The sequence below is a fragment of the Dactylosporangium sp. NPDC051541 genome (assembly GCF_044454505.1).
Lineage (GTDB): Bacteria > Actinomycetota > Actinomycetes > Mycobacteriales > Micromonosporaceae > Dactylosporangium.
This window is the reverse complement of sequence record NZ_JBITDU010000028.1, coordinates 43100-66243: the sequence shown is the minus strand read 5'-3', so window position 1 is coordinate 66243 and position 23144 is coordinate 43100. Positions and strand designations below refer to the sequence as shown.

The window sequence follows — 23144 nt, the reverse complement described above, 5'->3', positions numbered from 1 at the left end:
CGGCGTGCCCTATCAGGCCATCGACCCGCCGGCCCCGCTCGACCTGCCGGTGGCCGACCTCTCCGCCGCGGCCGACCCGGCCGCCGCCGCTCAGGCCTGGCTCGAGGCCGACCGGCGCCGCCCGTTCGACCTGGCCGCCGGCCCGCTGCTGCGCCCCACTCTGCTGCGTACCGGCACGGACCGGCACGTGCTGGTGCTGACCATGCACCACGTGGTCAGCGACGAGTGGTCCGAGCGCGTCCTGCGGCGCGAGTTCGCCGCCCTGTACGCCGGCGAACCCCTCCCGCCGCTTTCCGTCCAGTACGCCGACTACGCCGAGTGGCAGCGCCGGTGGCTGACCGGTCCGGCGCTGGAGGTCCAGGTGGCCTACTGGTCCGGCCGCCTGGCCGGCGCGCCGGCTCTCGAGCTGCCGACCGACCGCCCCCGCCCGGCCCGGCGATCCTCGGCTGGCGCCCTCGTGGAGTTCGCCCTCCCGCCGTCCACGCTGGACGGTCTGCGCGCGCTGGCCCGGGGCTCGGGCGCCTCCATGTTCATGACGGTGTTCGCCGCGTTCTCGGTACTGCTGAGCCGCTGGTCCGGCCAGGACGACGTCCTCGTCGGCACCCCGGTCGCGAACCGGAACCGGGCGGAGATCGAGGGCCTGATCGGCTTCTTCGTCAACACCCTGGTCCTGCGCACGGACCTGTCCGGCGACCCGACGTTCGCCGAGCTGCTGGGCCGGGTGCGGGCGGAGACCCTGGCCGCGTTCGCCCATCAGGACGTGCCCTTCGAGCAGTTGGTCGACGAGCTGGGCGTGGCCCGCGACCGCTCCCGCACCCCGCTGTTCCAGGTGCTCTTCAATTACTTCACCGACGACACGCCGGACCCGGGCATCGGCGCCCAGGCTCGCGCCGTCCCGGCCGTGTTCGACCTGACCCTCTCGGTCGGCGAGCGCGACGGCCGGCTCGTGGGCGGGGTGGAGTTTGCGACGGCGCTGTTCGACGAGTCGACGATCCGTCGGCTGATCGGTCACCTGTCGGTGCTGCTGTCGGCGATCGCGGCCGATTCGGATCGGCGGTTGTCGGCGCTGCCGGTGCTGACCGGGGCGGAGTCGGGTCAGCTGCGCGTCTGGTCCGATGGCGGCCCGGTGGACTCGCTGTCCGGTGGCGTGCACGAGCTCATCACGCCCTCGGAGGACCTGGCGGTGGTCGCCGACGGGGTGTGGCTGTCCTACGCCGAGTTGCTGACGCGGGCCGACCGTTTGGCGGCCGAGTTGCGCGAGCGGGGTGTGGGTGCGGGTTCGGTGGTGGGCGTGTCGCTGCCGCGGACCGTGGACCTCATCGTGGCGGTGCTGGCGGTGTGGCGGGCCGGCGCGGCGTATCTGGCGCTGGACCCGTCGTATCCGGCCGAGCGGCTGGAGTACATGACCGCCGACAGCGGCGTTTCGGTGGTGATCGACCCGGACGGCATCACTGGTGTCGGTTCGGTGGATCGTCGCCGGGCCGGTCTGGCGGCGGTGATCTACACCTCGGGTTCGACGGGGCGTCCAAAGGCGAGCCTGGTGCCGCACGCGTCGCTGCTGTCGGTGTTCGCGGCTTGGTCGCAGGCGCATTTCCCTGATGGTCGCGGGCTGCGGTGGCTGTCGCTGGCCAGCGCCAGCTTCGACGTGTTTACCGGTGATGTGGTGCGGGCGTTGTGCTCCGGTGGCACCCTGATGCTCGGCGAGCCGGGAGCGCAGCTCGATCCGGCGGCCTTGGCGTCCACGTTGGATGGTGTGGAGGCGTTGGAGTGTGCTCCGCGCTATGTGGACGCGCTGGTCGACTACCTGGAGCGGACGGGGGTGTCGCTGCCTTCGCTGCGGCTGCTGGTGGTCACGACCGACGTATGGCGGTTGGATGCGGCCGCCCGGGCCCGTCGGATGCTCGGCGATGTGCGGATCTTGACGGCGTATGGCGTGACCGAGGCGACGATCGACTCGACGTTCTGTGAACTGTCGTCCGTGGAGGGCGATGGGCCGGCGCCGATCGGTGGGCCGCTGCCCGGCACGCGTGTGCATGTGCTGGACCGGTGGCTCAACCCGGTGCCGGCCGGTGTGGTGGGGGAGTTGTTCCTGGGCGGGGCCGGCCTGACTCAGGGTTACGGCGGGTGTCCGGACCTGACCGCCGAGCGGTTCGTGGCCGATCCGTTCGCCGATGATGGTTCGCGGCTGTACCGGACGGGCGATCTGGCCCGGTGGCGGCCCGATGGCCAGGTCGAGTTCCTGGGCCGCGCGGATGTGCAGGTCAAGGTGCGCGGGTTCCGGGTCGAGCCGGGCGAGGTTGAGCAGGTCCTGGTCGGGCATCCCGAGGTCACCGCCACCGTGGTGGTGGCCGATGGGCAGGACCGTCTGGTGGCTTATGTGGTCCCGGCCGGGATCGACGGTTTGCGGGAGTTGCTGCGGGAGCGGTTGCCGGAGTTCATGGTGCCGTCGGTGTTCGTCGGCTTGGACGCGTTGCCGTTGTCGCCGAACGGCAAGGTCGATCGTTCGGCGTTGCCGGTCCCGGATGGTGTGCGGTCGGAGCTCGGTTTCGTGGCGCCGCGTTCGCGCACCGAGGAGTTGTTGGCCGGGGTCTGGGCGCAGTTGGTCGGTGTGGACCGGGTCGGTGTGTTCGACGACTTCTTCAGCCTCGGTGGGCACTCGTTGCTGGCCACGCAGGTGGTCTCGCGGATCCGCACGGTATTCGACGTCGAGGTGGCCGTCGCGGCGCTGTTCGACGCGCCGACCGTGGCCGGGCTGGCGGCCGCGATCGACGCCGCGGCCCCCGGGCTGACGGCGCCGCCGATCGTGCCCGTCGGGCGGGACGGGGCGCTGCCGCTGTCGTTCGCGCAGCAGCGGCTGTGGTTCCTGGCGCAGCTGGAGCCGGAGTCGGCCGAGTACAACGTGCTGATCCCCCTTCACCTGAGCGGGGACGCCGACGCGGCCGCGCTCGCCGCGGCGCTGGGGGAGCTGGTGACGCGGCACGAGGTGCTGCGCACGCGCCTGGTGGCCGACGTGGAGGGGGTGCCGTGGCAGGTCATCGACCCGCCGGCGCCGTTCGAGCTGGCGACCGCCGACGTGCCGGCCGACGGCGTGGCGGCCTGGCTGGCCGCGGACGCCGCCGTGCCGTTCGACCTCGCGGCCGGGCCGCTGTTCCGGGCGACGCTGGTGCGGTCCTCCGGCGGCGATCCGGTGCTGGCCCTCGCGATGCATCACGTGGTCACCGACGAGTGGTCCGAGGGCGTCCTGCGCCGCGAGCTGGACGCCCTGCTCCGCGGGGACTCGCTGCCCGCGCTGCCCGTGCAGTACGCGGACTTCGCCGTCTGGCAGCGCCAATGGTTGTCCGGCGCGGTGCTGGACGCTCAGGTGGCGTACTGGTCTGACCGGCTGGCCGGCGCGCCGGTGCTGGAGCTGCGGGCGGACCGGCCCGGGCCGGCGGTGCGGTCGACAGAGGGGGCGGTCCTCGAGTTCGCCGTCCCGGCCGAGGTCGCCGAAGGGCTGCGCGCGCTGTCCGGCGAGGCCGGCGCCTCGATGTTCATGACGGTGCTAGCGGCGTTCAATGTGCTGCTCGGGCGGTACAGCGGCCAGGACGACATCGTCGTCGGCACACCCATCGCCAACCGGAACCGGGCCGAGATCGAGGGCCTGATCGGGTGCTTCCTCAATACCCTGGTCCTGCGCACTGACCTGTCCGATGATCCGACGTTCGGCGAGCTGCTGGGGCGGGTGCGGTCGGAGACCCTGTCCGCGTATGCGCATCAGGATGTGCCGTTCGAGCATCTGGTCGACGCGCTCGGGGTGGAGCGGGACCGGTCGCGGACGCCGCTGTTCCAGGTGCTGTTCAACTACTTCAGCGCCGACCAGGCCGTGACCGGCGGCGGCCCCGACGTCCAGGCGAAGTACGACCTCACCGTGTCCGTGGGCGAGGTCGGGTCCGAGCTGGTCGGCGGGGTGCAGTACAGCACTGCACTGTACGACCACGCGACGATCTCGCGCCTGATCGCCCACTTCCAGCAGGTGCTGGCTGCGGTGGCTTCGGACTCGGGCCGGCGGGTATCGCAGATTCCGCTGCAGACTGCGGCGTGGGCTGATGGCGGCCCGGCCGCGCCTTGGTCGGGTTCGGTGGTGGACCTGATCGCGGCGCGGGTGGCTGAAACGCCGGATGCGGTCGCGGTGGTTGCCGGTGACGAATCGCTGTCCTATGCGGACCTGTGGCAACGTTCGGGTGCCTTGGCTGGTCGGCTCGAACCTGAGTCGGTGGTGGCTTTGCGCCTCGGTCGTGGTGTGGAGTTCGTCATTGCCGCGTTGGCGGTGTGGCGGGCTGGTGGGGCGTATCTGCCGTTGGATCCGGTGTTGCCGGAGGAGCGGCTGGCCTACATTTTGGCGGACAGCGGTGCCGTGCCGTTGTTGGAGGCGCCGTGTGTGCCGGCCGCAGCCCGCCCGGACCAGGCGGCGTACGTGATGTACACGTCGGGCTCGACGGGCCGGCCGAAGGGTGTGGTGGTCTCGCACGGCAACCTGGTGTCGTTCTTGGCGGCGATGGCCCAGCGTCCGGGGTTGACGGCCGAGGATGTGGTCCTCGCGGTGACGACGTTCGGGTTTGACATTGCGGGGCTGGAGTTGTGGCTGCCGCTTGTGGTTGGTGGGCGGGTGGTGATCGCGGATGAGGTGGCGACGCGTTCGCCGCGGTTGTTGGCGGGGTTGTTGGAGTCGGTGTCGGTGGTGCAGGCGACGCCGGCGACGTGGCAGATGCTGGTCGAGGACGGTTGGACCGGTTCCGGCCGGTTGCGGGTGTTGTGTGGTGGTGAGGCGCTGCCGGAGTCGTTGGCCGGGGCGTTGGTTGAGCGGGCCGGTTCGGTGTGGAACATGTATGGGCCGACCGAGACGACGATCTGGTCGGCGGTCGATGAGGTGACTGCTGGTGGTCGGATCACGTTGGGTTCGCCGATTGCTGGGACGCGCTGGTATGTGCTGGATCGGTCGCTGCGTCAGGTGCCGACCGGCGCTGTTGGTGAGTTGTTCATCGGTGGTGCTGGTGTTGCTCGGGGGTATTTGGGGCGTCCGGAGCTGACGGCGGAGCGTTTCGTGGCGGGTCCGGACGGGTCGCGGTTGTATCGGACCGGGGACTTGGTGCGCTGGTCGGTTGACGGTCGGCCCGAGTTCGTTGGACGGGCTGATTTCCAGGTGAAGGTGCGCGGGTTCCGGATCGAGCTGGGTGAGGTTGAGACGGTCCTGCGGGAGGCGGGGGCGTCGGCGGCGGTGGTGACCGTGGATGCTCAGTCGCGGCTGATCGCCTATGTGGTCGGCGTCGTGGATGTGGGGCTGGTGCGGGAGCGGTTGCCGCAGTACATGGTGCCGGGTGTGTTCGTGGAGTTGACCGCGTTGCCGTTGAACGCCAACGGCAAGGTCGACCGGCGGGCGCTGCCGGCCGTCGAGGTGCAGGGCGGCGCTTTCGTGGCGCCGCGGACGGCGGTGGAGGAGACGGTCGCCGCCATCTGGGCCGACGTGCTCGGGCTCGAGCGGGTCGGTGTGGACGACAACTTCTTTGCCCTTGGTGGGCACTCGCTGCTGGCGACCCGGCTGGTGTCGCGGCTGCGGGCGGTGTTCGGCGTGGAGGTGCCGGTGGCGGCGGTGTTCGATGGCCCGACGGTCGCGGGGCTGGCCGAGGTGGTCGAGGCGGCCCGGCCCGGGGTCGCGGCGCCGGCGATCGTACCGGTGGACCGGAGCCAGCGGTTGCCGTTGTCGTTCGGGCAGCAGCGGCTGTGGTTCCTCGCGCAGCTGGAGCCGGAGTCGGCGGAGTACAACGCGCCGATGCCGATCCGGCTGAGCGGCGACCTCGACGCCTGGGCCCTGACGGCGGCGCTCGACGGGCTCGTCACGCGCCACGAGGTGCTGCGGACCCGGCTCGTCGCCGACGAGGACGGCGTGCCGTGGCAGGTCATCGACCCGCCGGCCCGGTTCGTGCTGCCCCTGGTCGACGTCTCCGGCGAGGCCGACCCCGAGGCCGCGGCCGACGCCTGGCTGGCCGCCGACGCGGTCGAGCCGTTCGACCTGGCCGCCGGGCCACTGTTCCGGGCGACGCTGCTGCGGCTCGGGCGGCATGAGCACATCCTCGCCGTCGCGATGCACCACGTGGTCGGCGACGAGTGGTCGGCCGGCATCCTCCAGCGCGAGCTGGACGCCCTGCGCCGCGGCGACTCGTTGCCGCCGCTGCCCGTGCAGTACGCGGACTTCGCCGTCTGGCAGCGGCAGTGGCTGACCGGTGCCGTGCTCGACGCTCAGGTGGCCTACTGGTCCGAGCACCTGGCCGGCGCGCCGACGCTGGAGTTGCCGACGGACCGGCCCCGCCCCGCCCAGCGCTCCTCCGAGGGCGCGGCGCTGGAGTTCGCGGTGCCGCCCGCCGTCGTCGAGCGCCTGCGGTCGGTCGCGCGCGACGCCGGGGCCTCGATGTTCATGACGGTGTTCGCGGCGTTCAGTGTGCTGCTCGGGCGGTACAGCGGCCAGGACGACATCGTCGTCGGCACGCCCATCGCCAACCGGAACCGGGCCGAGATCGAGTCCCTGGTGGGCTTCTTCGTCAACACGCTCGTCCTGCGCACCGACATGTCCGATGATCCGACGTTCGGCGAACTGCTGGGCCGGGTGCGGTCGGGGGCCCTGGCCGCGTACGCCCATCAAGACGTACCGTTCGAGCACCTGGTCGACGAGCTGGGCGTGGAGCGGGACCGGTCGCGGACGCCGCTGTTCCAGGTGCTGTTCAACTACCTCACGGACTCGGCGGACCACCCAGGCGCGGACGGCCCGTACCGGGTGCCCGTCAAAGTCGACCTGTCGATGGCGCTGCTGGAGACACCGAGCGGGCTGGTCGGGTCGGTGCAGTACAGCACGGTGCTCTTCGACGACGCCCGGATCGCGCGACTGATCGGACACTTCGGGCAGGTGCTGGCGGCGGTTGCGGCGGACCCGGCTTGCCGGGTCTCGCAGGTCCCGGTCCTGACTCCTGATGAGTCGGTGGCGGTGCAGGCATGGTCGGCGCCGGCGGGTTCTGCGTTTCGGGCGTCGTCGGTGCTGGAGCTGATCCCGTCGTCGTCGGATGCGCTGGCTGTTCGGTGCGGCGACGAGGCATTGACCTACGCCGACCTGTGGGGCCGGTCGGGCCGCGTGGCGTTGTGGCTCCTGGACTCCGGTGTGGGTGCCGAGTCGGTGGTCGGTCTGCGTCTGGGTCGAGGGGTCGACTTTGTGGTGGCGGCGCTGGGGGTGTGGCGGGCGGGTGCGGCCTATCTCCCGCTGGATCCGACGTATCCGGCGGACCGCCTCGAGTTCATGATCGCCGACTCCGGTGCGGTGCTGGTGTTGGACGCGCTGCCGGAGGAGGTGGCGCAGCGGTCAGGTGATCTCCCCAGGATCCGCGGCGACCAGGCGGCCTATGTGATCTACACGTCGGGTTCGACGGGCCGGCCGAAGGGTGTGGTGGTCTCGCACGGCGGGGTGGTCAACCTCGCGGAGCAGATGGGCCCGCTGCTCGGCGCCGAGCGGGTGGTGTTGCAGTTCGCCTCGCTCAGCTTCGACGCGGCCGTGTTCGACCTCGCGGTGGTGCTGGCGGCCGGCGGCACGCTGGTCATCGCCTCGGCTGAGGAGCGTTCAGATCCCCGGGCCCTCGTCGAGTTGATCAACATGAAGGGGGTCGTAGCGGCCAGTGTGGTGCCGTCACTGCTGTCTCAGCTCGACCCGGCGGATGTGCCTGGGATGGACACCTGGGTGCTCGGCGCGGAGCTGCTGACCGAGCAGTTGGCGGCCAAGTGGTCCTCGGACTTCCGGCTGGTCAACACCTACGGTCCGACTGAGGCTACGGTCATGAGCACGGCTGGCCCGGGCGTGACGATCGGTGCCCCGCTGGCGAACGTGCGCGTCCATGTGCTGGACCGATTTCTCAACCCGGTGCCGGTGGGAGTGCAGGGCGAGGCCTACATCGGCGGTATCGGCGTGGCCCGCGGCTATGCGGGGCGGGCGGACCTCACGGCCGAACGGTTCGTCGCCGATGCGTTCGCTGGTGATGGGTCGCGGTTGTACCGCTCGGGTGATCTCGTGCGGTGGAACGCCGACGGGCTGCTCGAGTTCGTCGGCCGGGCCGATAACCAGGTCAAGATCCGCGGGTTCCGTGTCGAGCTCGGCGAGGTCGAGGCCGTGCTGCGCGAGGCCGGGGCGTCCGAGGCGGTCGTCGTGGTTGATGGGCAGCGACTCGTGGCCTACGTTGTCGGCGAAACCGACGCGGAGCTCGTGCGCCGGAGGCTGCCGGACTACATGGTGCCGTCCGCCTTCGTCGAGCTGACCGCGCTGCCGCTGAACGCGAACGGCAAGATCAATCGTTCGGCGTTGCCGAAGGCGGAGCCGGAGACCGTGTTCGTCGCGCCCGACGGGCCGGTGCAGCAGATGCTCGCCGGGGTCTGGGGCGAGCTGCTCAACGTCGACCGGGTCGGAGTACACGACAACTTCTTCGCGCTCGGTGGGCATTCGCTGCTGGCCACGCAGGTGGTGTCGCGGCTGCGGGCGGCGTTCGGGGTCGAGGTGCCCGTCGCGACGGTCTTCGAGCGGCCGACCGTTGCCGGGCTGGCCGAGGTACCGGTCGTCGCCGCGCTGGCTGACGCCATCCGCGCGGCCGCCCCGGAGGTGGAGCCGCCGCCGCTGGTCCCGGTCGGGCGGGATGCGCCGCTGCCGCTCTCGTTCGCGCAGCAGCGGCTGTGGTTCGTGCAGCAGTTGGAGCCCGGGTCGGCCGAGTACAACCTGCCGATGCCCATCCGGCTGACCGGCGCCGTCGACGCCGCCGCCCTCGGCGCCGCGCTCGGCGGGCTGATGGCCCGGCACGAGGTTCTGCGGACCCGGCTGGTGACCGACAGGGACGGGGTGCCGTGGCAGGTGATCGACCCGCCGGCCCCGTTCGACCTGCCGGTAGTCGACCTGTCCGGCGAGCCAGACCCGGCCGCCGCCGTCCAGGCCTGGCTCGACGCCATCCTGGCGGCGCCGTTCGACCTGGCCGCCGGGCCGCTGCTCCGGGCCATGCTGCTGCGGGTGTCCGCGGACGAACACGTGCTGGCCCTCACCGTGCACCACGTCGTCAGCGACGAGTGGTCCGAGGCGATCCTGCGGCGCGAGCTCGAGGCCCTGCGCCGCGGGGAGACCCTGCCGGCGCTGCCCGTGCAGTACGCGGACTTCGCCGTCTGGCAGCGCCAGTGCCTGACGGGCGCGGCGCTCGACGAGCAGGTCGCTTTTTGGTCCGGCCGCCTGGCCGGCGCGCCGACGCTAGAGCTGCCGACGGACCGCCCCCGCCCGCCGGTGCGCTCGTCGGCCGGCGCGGTGATCGAGTTTGCGATCCCGGCCGATGTCGTGCAGCGGCTGCGCGCCCTCTCGCGGGCGTCCGGCGCGTCGATGTTCATGACCATGTTCGCCGCGTACGCGCTGCTCCTGTCCCGCTACTCCGGCCAGGACGACGTAGTCGTCGGCACGCCCATCGCGAACCGCAACCGGGCCGAGGTCGAGGGCCTCATCGGGTACTTCGTCAACACCCTCGTCCTGCGCACCGACCTCTCCGGCGATCCCACGTTCGGCGAACTGCTGAGCCGGGTCCGCGCGACGCTGCTCGACGGGTTCGCGCACCAGGACGTGCCGTTCGAGCAGCTGGTCGACGAGCTGGGCGTGGAGCGCGACCGTTCCCGCACGCCGTTGTTCCAGGTGCTGTTCAACTACACCGCCGGCGACCTCGGCGAACGGACGGTGACTGATGGTTCGTACGCGATGCCGGTCAAGGTCGACCTCGCCGTCTCGCTGGCGGAGTCCGCGGGTGGGCTGATCGGTTCGGTGCAGTACAGCACGGCGCTGTTCGATGAAGCCCGGATCGAGCGGCTGATCGGGCACTTCCGGCAGGTGCTGACGGCAGTGGCGGCGGACCCGCGTCGCCGGGTCTCGCAGGTCCCGGTCCTGACTCCTGATGAGTCGGCGGCGGTGCTGACATGGTCGGCGCCGGCGGGTTCGGCGCTGTCGGCGTCGTCGGTGCTGGACCTGATCCCGTCCTCGTCCGATGCCCTGGCTGTTCGGTGCGGTGACACGGCGTTGACCTACGCGGACCTGTGGGACCGGTCGGGTCGTGTGGCCGCCTGGCTCCTGGACGCCGGCATCAGTGCCGAATCGGTGGTCGGTCTGCGCCTCGGCCGAGGTGTGGAGTTCGTGGTGGCGGCGCTGGGGGTGTGGCGGGCGGGTGCGGCCTATCTCCCGCTGGATCCGACATATCCGGCGGACCGCCTTGAGTTCATGATTGCCGACTCGGGTGCGGCGCTCGTCTTGGACGCGCTGCCGGAGGAGGTGGCGCAGCGGTCAGGTGATCTCCCCGCGATCCGCGGTGACCAGGCCGCGTATGTGATCTACACGTCGGGTTCGACGGGCCGTCCGAAGGGTGTGGTGGTCTCGCACCGCGGGGTCGTTAACCTCGCGGAGCAGATGGGCCCGCACCTCGGCGCGGAGCGGGTGGTGTTGCAGTTCGCCTCGTTCAGCTTCGACGCCGCCGTGTTCGACGTCGCGGTGGTGCTCGCGGCGGGCGGCACGCTGGTCATCGCCTCGGCGGAGGAGCGTTCAGATCCCCGGGCCCTCGTCGAGTTGATCAACACGAAGGGGGTCGTGGCGGCCAGTGTGGTGCCGTCCCTGCTTTCTCAGCTCGACCCGGCGGATGTGCCTGGGATGGATACCTGGGTGCTCGGCGCGGAATTGCTGACCGAGCAGTTGGCGGCCAGATGGTCGTCGGACTTCCGGGTGGTCAACACGTACGGTCCGACTGAGGCTACGGTCATGAGCACCGCCGGTCCGGGCGTGACGATCGGTGCCCCGCTGGCCAATGTGCGTGTCCATGTGCTGGACCGTTTCCTGAATCCGGTGCCGGTGGGGGTGACGGGCGAGGCGTACATCGGCGGGGTCGGTGTGGCTCGTGGCTATGCGGGTCGGGCGGACCTGACGGCCGAGCGGTTTGTGGCGGATCCATTCGCCGCGGACGGGTCGCGGTTGTATCGCTCCGGTGATGTGGTGCGGTGGAATGCTGACGGGCGGCTGGAATTCGTTGGTCGTGCGGACCGCCAGGTGAAACTGCGCGGGTTCCGGGTTGAGCTCGGTGAGGTCGAGGCCGTCGTGCGGGAGGCCGGGGCGTCCGAGGCGGTTGTTGTGGTTGATGGGCAGCGACTGGTGGCCTATGTGGTCGGCGCAGCCGACACCGAGCTCGTGAGCCGGAAGCTGCCGGAGTACATGGTGCCGTCCGTCTATGTCGAGCTGCCCGCGCTGCCGTTGAATCCGAATGGCAAGATTGATCGTTCGGCGTTGCCGAAGCCGGAGTCGGAGGCGGTGTTTGCCGCGGCAGCGTCGCCTGTGCAGGAGGTGCTGGCCGCGGTCTGGGCCGACCTGCTGGGCGTCGAGCAGGTCGGGGTGCATGACAACTTCTTCGTGCGCGGCGGGCACTCGCTGCTGGCGACGCAGGTTGTGTCGCGCATTCGCGCCGTGTTCGGTGTGGAGGTGCCGGTCGCGGCCGTGTTCGACGCGCCGACCGTGGCCGGGCTGGCCGCCGTGGTCGAGGACACGAATAGTGGCATCACGGCACCGCCGATCGTGCCGGTTGGGCGCGATGTCCCGGCGCCGCTGTCGTTTGCGCAGCAGCGGCTGTGGTTCCTCGCACAACTGGACCCGGAGTCGATCGAGTACAACGTGTCTTCCCCGATCGAGCTGACCGGCGACCTCGACGCGGGCGAGATCGCCGCGGCGCTCAGCCGGCTGGTGGCGCGGCACGAGGTGCTGCGTACGCGGCTGGTCGCCGGCGAGGACGGCGTGCCGCGGCAGGTTATCGATCCGCCGGCGGCATGCGAGCTGCCCGTGGTCGAGGTGGCTGCCGACGCGGTCGAGGCGTGGCTGGCCGCGGACGCGGCGGTGCCGTTCGACCTGGCCACCGGTCCGCTGTTCCGGGCGACCCTGCTCCGGGTGGCCGAGGACGAGCACGTCCTCGCCCTCACCATGCACCACGTGGTCGGCGACGAGTGGTCCGAGACGATCCTGCGCCGCGAGCTGGAGGCCCTGCGCCGCGGGGAGGCCCTGCCGGAGCTGCCGATCCAGTACGCGGACTTCGCCGTCTGGCAGCGCCAGTGGCTGACTGGCGAGGTCTTGGATGCTCAGGTGGCCTACTGGTCCGAGCGCCTGGCCGATGCGCCGGTGCTGGAGCTGCCGACGGATCGTCCGCGGCCGCCGGTGCGGTCGTCGGACGGTGCGATGATCGAGTTTGCGATCCCGGATGAGGTCGCGCAGCGGTTGCGGGCGTTGTCGCGCCGGTCGGGCGTGTCGATGTTCATGACGATGTTCGCCCTGTACACGATGCTGCTGTCCCGCTACTCGGGACAAGACGACGTGGTCGTCGGCACGCCCATCGCGAACCGCAACCGGGCCGAGGTCGAGAGCCTGATCGGCTACTTCGTCAACACCTTGGTCCTGCGCACGGACCTGTCCGGTGATCCGACGTTCGGCGAACTGCTGGCTCGTGTGCGGACCGAGACCCTTCAGGCGTTCGCGCACCAGGATGTGCCGTTCGAGCGTTTGGTCGACGAGTTGGTGCATGATCGGGACCGGTCCCGCAGTCCGTTGTTCCAGGTACTGTTCAACTACTTCGCCGGTGGCGCCGAGCAGGAGCCAGCCGATGGAGTCCAGGAGCTCCTGGCCAAGTTCGACCTCCGGCTGATCGTGGCGGAGAGCGGCCCCGGGCTGGTCGGTGCGATGCACTACGCGACCCGCCTGTTCGACGAGGCCACGATCCGCCGCCTGATCGCGCACTTCCTGGAGCTCATCTCGGCGGTCGCCGACGACGTGCCCCTGTCGCGGCTGCAACTCTCGGCCGGTTCCTGGCATGAGGCGCCGACGCTGGAACTGCCGGCGGTGTCGGGCGTGGATGCGCTGATCGACTATCCGGACCCGCGGGTCAACCAGCTGGCGAATTATCTGCGGTCGGTCGGCGTGGGCCCGGAGTCGGTGGTGGGCCTGGCGGTCGAGCGCGGCGACGACTTCGTGCGCGCGGTGCTGGCGGTCTGGCGGGCGGGCGGCGCGTACGTGACCTTGGACCCGTCGCTGCCGGTCCAGCGGTCCAAGTTCCAGCTCGCCGAAGCCGGCGTCTCGGTCCTGGTCGGTTCCGCCGACCTGATCGGTGAACTGCCGGTCGGCCGGCTGCGGACGGTCCTACTGGACGACCCGCTCATCGAGGCGATGTCGGCGGCAACACCGCAGGTCGCCGGTCTGGCATTGGACCGGGTCGCGTATGTGATGTTCACGTCCGGGTCGACCGGTCGCCCGAAGGCGGTTCAGGTCACCCACCGCGGGCTGCTCAACTACGTCACCACCGTCCCCGAACGCCTCGGCATCGGCGCACCCGGCGCCACCTACGCGCTGCTGCAGCCACCGACGACCGACTTCGGCAACACGGTGCTGTTCACCGCGCTGACCACCGGCGGCCGGCTGCTCTACCTCGACCCTGACGATGTGGCCGGCCACCACGCCGACTACATGAAGATCGTCCCCTCGCACCTGGCCAGCCTGCTCGAGGCCTCGCCGCTCGACGACCTGCTCCCCACGCGAACGCTGGTCCTGGGCGGTGAGGCCACCCCAATCGGTCTGGCCAAGTTGCTCGTCGCGGCAGCCGGGAACCGGATCGTCGCCAACCACTACGGTCCGACGGAGACGACGATCGGGGTGGCGACGGTCCGGCTCAGCGACGCCGTGCTCGACGATGTGGTGGTCCCGATCGGCGCGCCGCTACCGAATGTTCGGCTCTACGTGCTGGACCGGTCCCTGCGAGAGGTGCCCGTCGGGGTGCACGGCGAGCTCTATGTCGGTGGGGCGGCCTTGGCTCGCGGGTACCGGGGTCGGCCGGAGTTGACCGCTGAACGGTTTGTGGCTGATCCGTTCATGCCGGGTGGACGGTTGTATCGGACCGGTGACGTGGTCAAGCGCCGTCCGGACGGGCTGATCTCGTTCCTTGGCCGGGTGGATGATCAGGTCAAAGTTCGTGGGTATCGGATCGAGCCGGCCGAGATCCAGGCCGCACTGCTCACCCACCCGGCCATCACCGCGGCCGTGATCGTCGCCGACAACGGACGGCTGATTGCCTACCTGGTCGCCGAGGACGGCATGCCGTCGACCACCCAGTTGCGAAGCTTCCTGGGGGAGCGGCTGCCGGAGTACATGATCCCGGCGGTGTTTGTCGAACTGGCCGCGATCCCGCGCACGGGTAACGGCAAGGTCGATCGTTCGGCGTTGCCGGCGCCGGATCAGGCGCGGCCCGAGCTCGACGCCGCATACCAGGCGCCGCAGACACCCACCCAGGAAATCCTTGTCGAGGTCTGGGCCGACGTCCTGGGCATCGACCGCGTCGGCGTACACGACAACTTCTTCGAGCTCGGCGGGCACTCGCTGCTCGCCACCCAGGTGATCTCCCGCATCCGGGCGGCGTTTGGGGTCGAGTTGCCCGTGGCGGCGCTGTTCGACGCGCCATCCGTGGCCGGAGTCGCGGAGGCGGTCGAGGCGGCCGCACCCGGACTCGTGGTGCCGTCCATTGTGGCCGTTGACCGGGGCCGGAAGCTGCCGTTGTCGTTCGCGCAGCAGCGGTTGTGGTTCCTGGCGCAGCTGGAGCCGGAGTCGGCCGAGTACAACACGCCGATCGCGGTGACCTACCACGGCGGCGCCGATGCGGCGGCCCTCGCGGCGGCGCTGGGCGCGCTCGTGGCGCGGCACGAGGTCCTGCGGACCCGGCTCGTCGCCGACGAGGACGGCGTGCCGTGGCAGGTGATCGACCCGCCCGCCCCGTTCGATCTGCCCATTGTGGACATCGCGGCCGAGGACGTGGCCGGGTGGCTCGCGGCCGACGCGGCCGTGCCGTTCGACCTCGCGACCGGGCCGCTGTTCCGGGCCACCCTGCTGCGCGTCAGCCCGGACGAGCACGTGCTCGCCATCGCCAAGCACCACGTCGTCAGCGACGAGTGGTCGAACGCGATCCTCGAGCGGGAGCTCGACGCGCTCTACGCCGGTGGTCGCGGGCTACCGGAGCTGCCGGTGCAGTACGCCGACTTCGCCGTGTGGCAGCGCGCCTGGCTCACCGGCGACGTCCTCGAAGAGCAGCTCGGGTTCTGGCGCGGCCGCCTGGGTGACGCCCCGGCGCTGGAGCTGCCGACCGACCGGCCCCGCCCCGCCGTGCGGTCGACCAACGGCGCGGTCCTGAACTTCACCATCCCGGCGCACGTCGCCGAGGGCCTCCGCGGCCTGTCCCGGGAGTCCGGGGCGTCGATGTTCATGATGTTGTACTCGGCCTTTGCCGCGCTGCTGGGTCGCTGGTCTGGTCAGGAGGACATCGTTGTCGGCACTCCGGTCGCGAACCGTAACCGGGCCGAGCTTGAGGGCCTGATCGGTTTCTTCGTCAATACTCTGGTCCTGCGCACGGATCTGTCCGGTGATCCGACGTTCGGCGAACTGTTGGGCCGGGTGCGGGCCGACAGCCTTGCGGCGTTCGCGCATCAGGATGTGCCGTTCGAGCAGCTGGTCGACGAGCTGGGCGTGGTGCGGGACCGGTCCCGCAGCCCGCTGTTCCAGGTTCTGTTCAACTACGTCGCCGACGGGGGCGGCGGCGCGGCGACCGCCCGCCTGACCGCCTTCGACCTGACCCTGTCCATCGGCGAGCGCGACGGCGCGCTCGTGGGTGGCATGGAGTTTGCTACGGCGCTGTTCGACGAGTCCTCGATCCGCCGACTGATCGGCCACCTCACGGTGCTGCTGTCAGCGATCGCGGCCGATTCGGCTCAACGGTTGTCGGCACTGCCGATCCTGACCGACGCCGAGTCCCGTGAGGTCTGGAACTGGTCCGACGGCGGCCCGGTGATCCCGCCGTCCGGTGGCGTCCACGACCTCATCACGCCCTCGGTGCACACGGCGGTGGTCGCCGACGGGGTGTCGCTGTCCTACGCCGAGCTCCTCACCCGCGCCGACCGTTTGGTGGCCGAGTTGCGTGGGCGGGGTGTGGGCGCCGGTTCGGTGGTCGGCCTCTCCCTGCCCCGGACCGTGGACCTCATCGTCGCGGTGCTGGCGGTGTGGCGCGCCGGCGCGGCCTATCTCGCGCTGGACCCGGCGTACCCGGGCGAGCGCCTGGAGTTCATGACGGCCGACAGCGGTGTGTCGGTAACCATCGGCCCGGACGGCATCACCGGAGTGGACAGTCCTGATCGGACGATGGCCGGGCTGGCGGCGGTGATCTACACGTCGGGTTCGACGGGGCGTCCGAAGGCGAGCTTGGTGCCGCACGCCGCGCTGCTGTCGGTATTCGCGGCTTGGTCGGAGGCGCATTTCCCTGATGGTCGCGGGTTGCGGTGGTTGTCGCTGGCGAGTGCGAGCTTCGATGTGTTTACCGGTGATGTGGTGCGGGCGTTGTGCTCCGGTGGGACGCTGGTGTTGGGTGAGCCGGGCGCGCAGCTCGATCCGGCTGTGTTCGTGTCCGCGTTGGATGGTGTTGAGGCGTTGGAGTGTGCGCCGCGCTATGTGGACGCGCTGGTCGAATACCTGGAGCGGACGGGGGTGTCGCTGCCTTCGCTGCGGCTGCTGGTGGTCACGACCGATGTGTGGCGCTTGGATGCGGCCGCCCGGGCGCGCCGCGTGCTCAGCGGTGTCCGGGTGCTGACCGCATACGGCGTCACCGAGGCCACCATCGACTCGACCTACCACGTGGTCACCGCACTCGAAGAGCAAGGCCCGGCGCCGATCGGCAGCCCCCTGCCCGGCACGAGCCTGCATCTGCTGGACCGTTGGCTCAACCCTGTGCCGGCCGGGGTGGTCGGTGAACTGTTCCTGGGCGGGTCCGGCCTTACCCGCGGCTATGGCGGGTGCCCGGACCTGACCGCGGAGCGGTTCGTGGCCGATCCGTTCGCTGGTGATGGTTCGCGGCTGTATCGGACGGGCGATCTGGGCCGGTGGCGGCCGGACGGTCGGGTGGAGTTTCTGGGCCGGGCTGATGTGCAGGTGAAGGTGCGTGGGTTCCGGGTCGAGCCGGCGGAGATCGAGTACGTCCTGACCGCGCATCCTGAGGTCAGTGCGGCGGTGGTGGTCGCCGATGGCCAGGACCGGCTGGTGGCCTACGTCGTGCCGGCGGGTGTTACGGGTTTGCGGGAGTTGCTGCGGGAGCGGTTGCCGGAGTTCATGGTGCCGTCGGTGTTTGTCGGTTTGGATGCGTTGCCGTTGTCGCCGAACGGCAAGGTCGATCGTTCGGCGTTGCCGGTCCCGGATGGTGTGCGGTCGGAGCTCGGCTTTGTGGCGCCGCGTACGACCTCGGAGGAGTTGCTGGCCGGGGTCTGGGCGCAGTTGCTCGGTGTGGACCGGGTCGGCGTGTTCGACGACTTCTTCAGCCTCGGCGGGCACTCGCTGCTCGCCACGCAGGTCGTCTCGCGCATCCGGGTCGTGTTCGACGTCGAGGTACCGGTGGCGGCGATCTTCGACGCGCCGACCGTGGCCGGGCTCGCGGCGGTGATCGACGCCGCCACGCCGGGGCTGACGGCGCCGCCGATCGTGCCGGTCGGGCGGGACCGGGCGCTGCCGTTGTCGTTCGCGCAGCAGCGGCTGTGGTTCCTGGCGCAGCTGGAGCCGGAGTCGGTCGAGTACAACGTGCCGATGGCGATCGCGCTCGGGGGCGCGGTCGACCTGGCCGCCCTCGCCGAGGCGCTGGGGGAGCTGGTGGCGCGGCACGAGGTGCTGCGCACGCGCCTGGTGGCCGACGCGGACGGAGTGCCGTGGCAGGTGATCGACCCGCCGGCGCCGTTCGAGCTGCCGGTGGTCGACCTGTCCGGGGAGCGCGACCGCGGGGCGGCCGCCGGGGCCTGGCTGGCCGCGGACGCCGCCGTGCCGTTCGACCTCGCGGCCGGGCCGCTGTTCCGGGCGACGTTGCTGCGGCTCGGCGCCGAGGAACACGTGCTGGCCCTCGCCATGCATCACGTCGTCGGTGATGAGTGGTCGATGGGGATTCTGCGGCGCGAGCTGGAGGCGCTGCACGCGGGGGAGCGCCTGCTGCCGCCGCTGCCGGTGCAGTACGCCGACTTCGCGGTCTGGCAGCGGGACTGGCTCACCGGCGACGTGCTCGCCGAGCAGCTCGGGTTCTGGCGCGACCGGCTCGCCGGCGCCCCGGCGCTGGAGCTGCCGACCGACCGGCCGCGGCCGGCCGTGCGGTCCACCGCGGGCGGCGCGGTCGACTTCGAGGTGCCGGTCGACGTCGCCGACGGGTTGCGGGCGGTCGCCCGCGACGCCGGTGCCTCGATGTTCATGACCGTGCTCTCGGCGTTCGATGCGCTGCTCGGGCGGTACACCGGCCAGAACGACATCGTCGTCGGCACCCCCATCGCCAACCGGAACCGGGCCGAGACCGAGGGTCTGATCGGGTACTTCGTCAACACCCTCGTCCTGCGCACCGACCTCGCCGGTGACCCCACGTTCGTTGAGCTGCTCGAGCGCGTACGGTCGCAGACCCTGGCCGCGTACGCCCATCAGGACCTCCCGTTCGAGCAGCTCGTCGACGACCTCGGCGTCGAGCGGGACCGGTCGCGCACGCCGCTGTTCCAGGTACTGTTCAACTACGCCACCGCCGACGGCGACGACCAGTTGGCCGCCGAAGAGGAGGAGGGCGCTGGGCAGGGCGACCTGCCGGTGAAGTACGACCTGTCGGTGCTGGTCGGCGAGGCCGGCGGGCGGCTGGTGGGTTCCATCCGGTACAGCACGGCGCTGTTCGACGACGCCACCGCCGAGCGCATGGCCGGTCACCTGCGAACCCTGCTGGCGGCGGTCGCGGCCGACGCCACCCGGCCCCTGTCGCGCCTGCCGCTGCTCACCCAGGCGGAGCTGCGGGCGCTGGCCGAGGGGCACGGCACGGCGGTACGACTGCCGGACATCGGGGGCGCCCACGAGCTGGTGGCGCAGCGGGCGGCGGCCGGGCCCGACCATCCCGCGGTGATCGCCGGCGCGGACCGGCTGACGTTCGCGGAGCTGGAGCGGCGGGCGAACCGTCTCGCACATCACCTACGGGAGCAGGGCGTCGGGGCTGAGCAGGTCGTCGGACTGTGCCTGCGGCGCGGCGTCGACCTGGTGGTCGCCATCTTGGCGGTCTGGAAGGCCGGCGGCGCGTACCTGCCGCTGGAGCGCGGCTACCCGCCGCAGCGCCTGGCCGCCATGCTCGCCGACAGCGACACGACCCTGCTGCTCGCCGACAGCGACGCACCCGGCGCCCTGCGCGCCGGCCTACGCACCGTCGAGCTCGACGACCCGGCCACCCTGGAGGCGATCGGGCGAGCGCCGGACGGATCCCCGGCCGTCGCGGTGCGCCCCGCCCAGTCCGCCTACGTGCTCTACACGTCGGGCTCGACCGGGACCCCGAAGGGTGTGCAGGTCACGCACCACGGTTTGATCAACTACCTGAGCTGGGCGGCGGGGGCGTACGGCTCGGGCGGGCGGCTCGGCGCGCCGGTGCACTCCTCGCTCGGCTTCGACCTCACCGTCACCAGCCTGCTGGTACCGCTGGTGTGCGGCTCCGCAGCGGTGCTGGTGGACGAGTCCGACGGCGTCGAGGGCCTGGCCGCGGTCGCGCTCGACCCGGGCGGGTTCGACCTGGTGAAGCTGACCCCGGCGCACCTGCGGCTGCTGAGCGAGTCGCTCACCGGCGAGCAGATGGCGGGCCTCGCGCGCCGGCTCGTCGTCGGCGGCGAGGCGCTGACCGTCGCCGAGACCGGACCCTGGCTGGAGCACGCGCCCGGCACGGTGATCGTCAACGAGTACGGCCCGACCGAGACCGTCGTGGGCTGCTGCGTGTACGAGGTGACCCCCGACGATCAGGGCGCGATCCCGATCGGCTGGCCGATCGCCAACACCCGGCTGCACGTCCTGGACCCGGCGATGAACCCGGTCCCGGACGGGGTCCCCGGCGAGCTGTTCATCGGCGGCGCCGGGGTCGCCCGCGGGTACATCGGCCGTCCGGACCTGACCGCGGAGCGCTTCGTGGCCGCCGCCGACGGCTCGCGGCTCTACCGCTCCGGCGACCGGGTCCGGCGCGGGCCCGAGGGCCCGCTGGAGTACCTCGGACGGCTGGACACCCAGGTCAAGGTGCGCGGGTTCCGTATCGAGCCGGGTGAGGTCGAGTATGCGCTGACCGCGCAGCCGGGGGTGTCGGCGGCGGTGGTGGTGGCTGACGGGGATCGGCTGGTGGCGTATCTCGTGTCGGACGGGGAGATGCTGCCGGTGGAGCGGTTGCGGGTGGCGCTGGGTGAGCGGTTGCCGCAGTACATGGTGCCGTCGGTGTTCGTCGAGCTGACCGCGCTGCCGCTCAACCGCAACGGCAAGGTGGACCGGGCCGCGCTGCCGTCCGCCGATGGCGCGACGGTCGGCGGCGAGTTCGTCGCTCCGCGTACCCCGGCCGAGGAGCTCATCGCCGGCGTCTGGGCCGACGTCCTCGGCGTCGACCGGGTCGGCGTGGAGGACAATTTCTTCGCACTCGGCGGGCACTCGCTGCTCGCCACCCGCGTCGTGTCGCGGATCCGCAGCCTGTTCGCGGTCGAGGTGCGGGTGGCGGCCGTGTTCGACGCGCCGACCGTGGCCGGGCTGGCGGCCGTCGTCGAGGCGGCGGCCCCGGGCGTCGTCGCGCCGGCGATCGTGCCCGTCGACCGGGAGCAGCGGCTCCCGCTGTCGTTCGGGCAGCAGCGGCTGTGGTTCCTCGCGCAGCTGGAGCCCGACTCGGCGGAGTACCACACGCCGGTCTCCCTGGAACTCCCTGGCGACGTCGACGCGGCGGAGCTGGCGGACGCGCTCGGCCGGCTGGTCGCCCGGCACGAGGTGCTGCGGACCCGGCTCGTCGCCGACGAGGACGGCGTGCCGTGGCAGGCCATCGACCCGCCGGTGCCGTTCGAACTGCCCACTGTGGACATCGCGGCCGGGGACGTCGACGCGTGGCTGGCGGCCGATGCGGCGGTGCCGTTCGACATGGCGGCCGGGCCGCTGTTCCGGGGCACCCTGCTGCGGGTGGACGGCGGCGCGCGGCACGTGCTCGCCATCGCCATGCACCACGTGGTCGGCGACGAGTGGTCGGCCGGCATCCTGTACCGCGAGCTGATGGAGCCGGACCGGCCGGAGCTGCCGGTGCAGTACGCCGACTTCGCCGTCTGGCAGCGGCAGTGGCTGACCGGCGCGGTACTGCAAGGCCAGGTCGCCTACTGGTCCGAGCGCCTGGCCGGCGCGCCGATCCTCGAGCTGCCCACCGACCGGCCGCGCCCCGCCGTCCGCTCCACTGACGGTGCGGTCATCCCGTTCGAGATCCCGCCCGCCGTGGCCGAGCGCCTCCGCACGGTCTCGCGCGAATCCGGCGTGTCGATGTTCATGATGTTGTACTCGGCCTTTGCCGCGCTGCTGGGTCGCTGGTCTGGTCAGGAGGACATCGTTGTCGGTACCCCGGTTGCGAACCGTAACCGGGCCGAGCTTGAGGGCCTGATCGGTTTCTTCGTCAATACTCTGGTCCTGCGCACGGATCTGTCCGGTGATCCGACGTTCGGCGAGCTGCTGGGCCGGGTGCGGGCCGACAGCCTTGCGGCGTTCGCGCATCAGGATGTGCCGTTCGAGCAGCTGGTCGACGAGCTGGGCGTGGTGCGGGACCGGTCCCGCAGCCCGCTGTTCCAGGTTCTATTCAACTACGTCGCCACCGCCGATGACACTCCCGCTGAGGGCGTTCGCCGCGGTACGGCCGCGTTCGACCTGTCGCTGTCCATCGGCGAGCGCGCCGGCGGGCTCGTGGGCGGGGTGGAGTTCGCGACGGCGCTGTACGACGAGTCGACGATTCGCCGACTGATCGGTCACCTGTCGGTGCTGTTGTCGGCGGTCGCGGCCGATTCGGGTCGGCGGTTGTCGGCGCTGCCGGTGCTGACCGAGGCAGAGTCGGGTCGGTTGCGCGTTTGGTCCGATGGCGGCCCGGTGGTCTCGCTGTCCGGTCGCGTGCACGACCTCATCACGCCCTCGGCGGACCTGGCGGTGGTCGCCGACGGGGTGTCGCTGTCCTACGTCGAGCTCCTCACCCGCGCCGACCGTTTGGCGGCCGAGCTGCGCGGCCGCGGCGTCGGCGCAGGCTCGGTGGTGGGCCTGGCGCTGCCGCGGACCGTGGATCTCATCGTCGCGGTGCTGGCGGTGTGGCGCGCCGGCGCGGCCTATCTCGCGCTGGACCCGGCGTACCCGGGCGAGCGCCTGGAGTTCATGACGGCCGACAGCGGTGTGTCGGTAACCATCGGCCCGGACGGCATCACCGGAGTGGACAGTCCTGACCGGACGATGGCCGGGCTGGCGGCGGTGATCTACACGTCGGGTTCGACGGGGCGTCCGAAGGCGAGCCTGGTGCCGCACGCCGCGCTGCTGTCCGTGTTCACCGCTTGGTCGGAGGCGTACTTCCCTGATGGTCGCGGATTGCGGTGGTTGTCGCTGGCGAGTGCGAGCTTCGACGTGTTTACCGGTGATGTGGTGCGGGCGTTGTGCTCCGGTGGCACCCTGGTGCTCGGCGAGCCGGGCGCGCAGCTCGACCCGGCTGTATTCGCGTCCACGTTGGACGGTGTGGAGGCGCTGGAGTGTGCGCCGCGCTATGTGGACGCACTGGTGGAGCATCTGGAGCGGACTGGGGCGTCGCTGCCTTCGCTGCGGCTGCTGGTGGTCACGACCGATGTGTGGCGGTTGGATGCGGCCGCCCGGGCTCGTCGCGTGCTGCCCGGCGTGCGGGTGCTGACCGCATACGGCGTCACCGAGGCCACCATCGACTCGACGTTCTGTGAACTGTCGTCCGTGGAGGGCGATGGGCCGGCGCCGATCGGTGGGCCGCTGCCCGGCACGCGTGTGCACGTGGTGGACCGGTGGCTCAACCCCGTGCCCGCCGGTGTGGTGGGGGAGTTGTTCCTCGGCGGGCCTGGCCTCACCCATGGGTATGGCGGTCGTCCGGACCTGACCGCGGAACGGTTCGTGGCCGACCCGTTCGCCGCCGATGGTTCGCGGCTGTATCGGACGGGCGATCTGGGCCGGTGGCGGCCGGACGGTCAGGTGGAGTTTCTGG

Annotated in this window: 1 protein-coding gene (cut by both window edges); it reads left to right on the top strand. The window is 71.3% G+C overall.

The whole window is internal to a non-ribosomal peptide synthase/polyketide synthase gene (locus ACIA8L_RS53725) on the top strand: the coding sequence, 60447 nt in all, runs 15335 nt past the left edge and 21968 nt past the right edge, and what appears here is coding positions 15336-38479, spanning codon 5112 (partial) through codon 12827 (partial); the first codon wholly inside the window starts at position 2. The start codon and the stop codon both lie outside this window.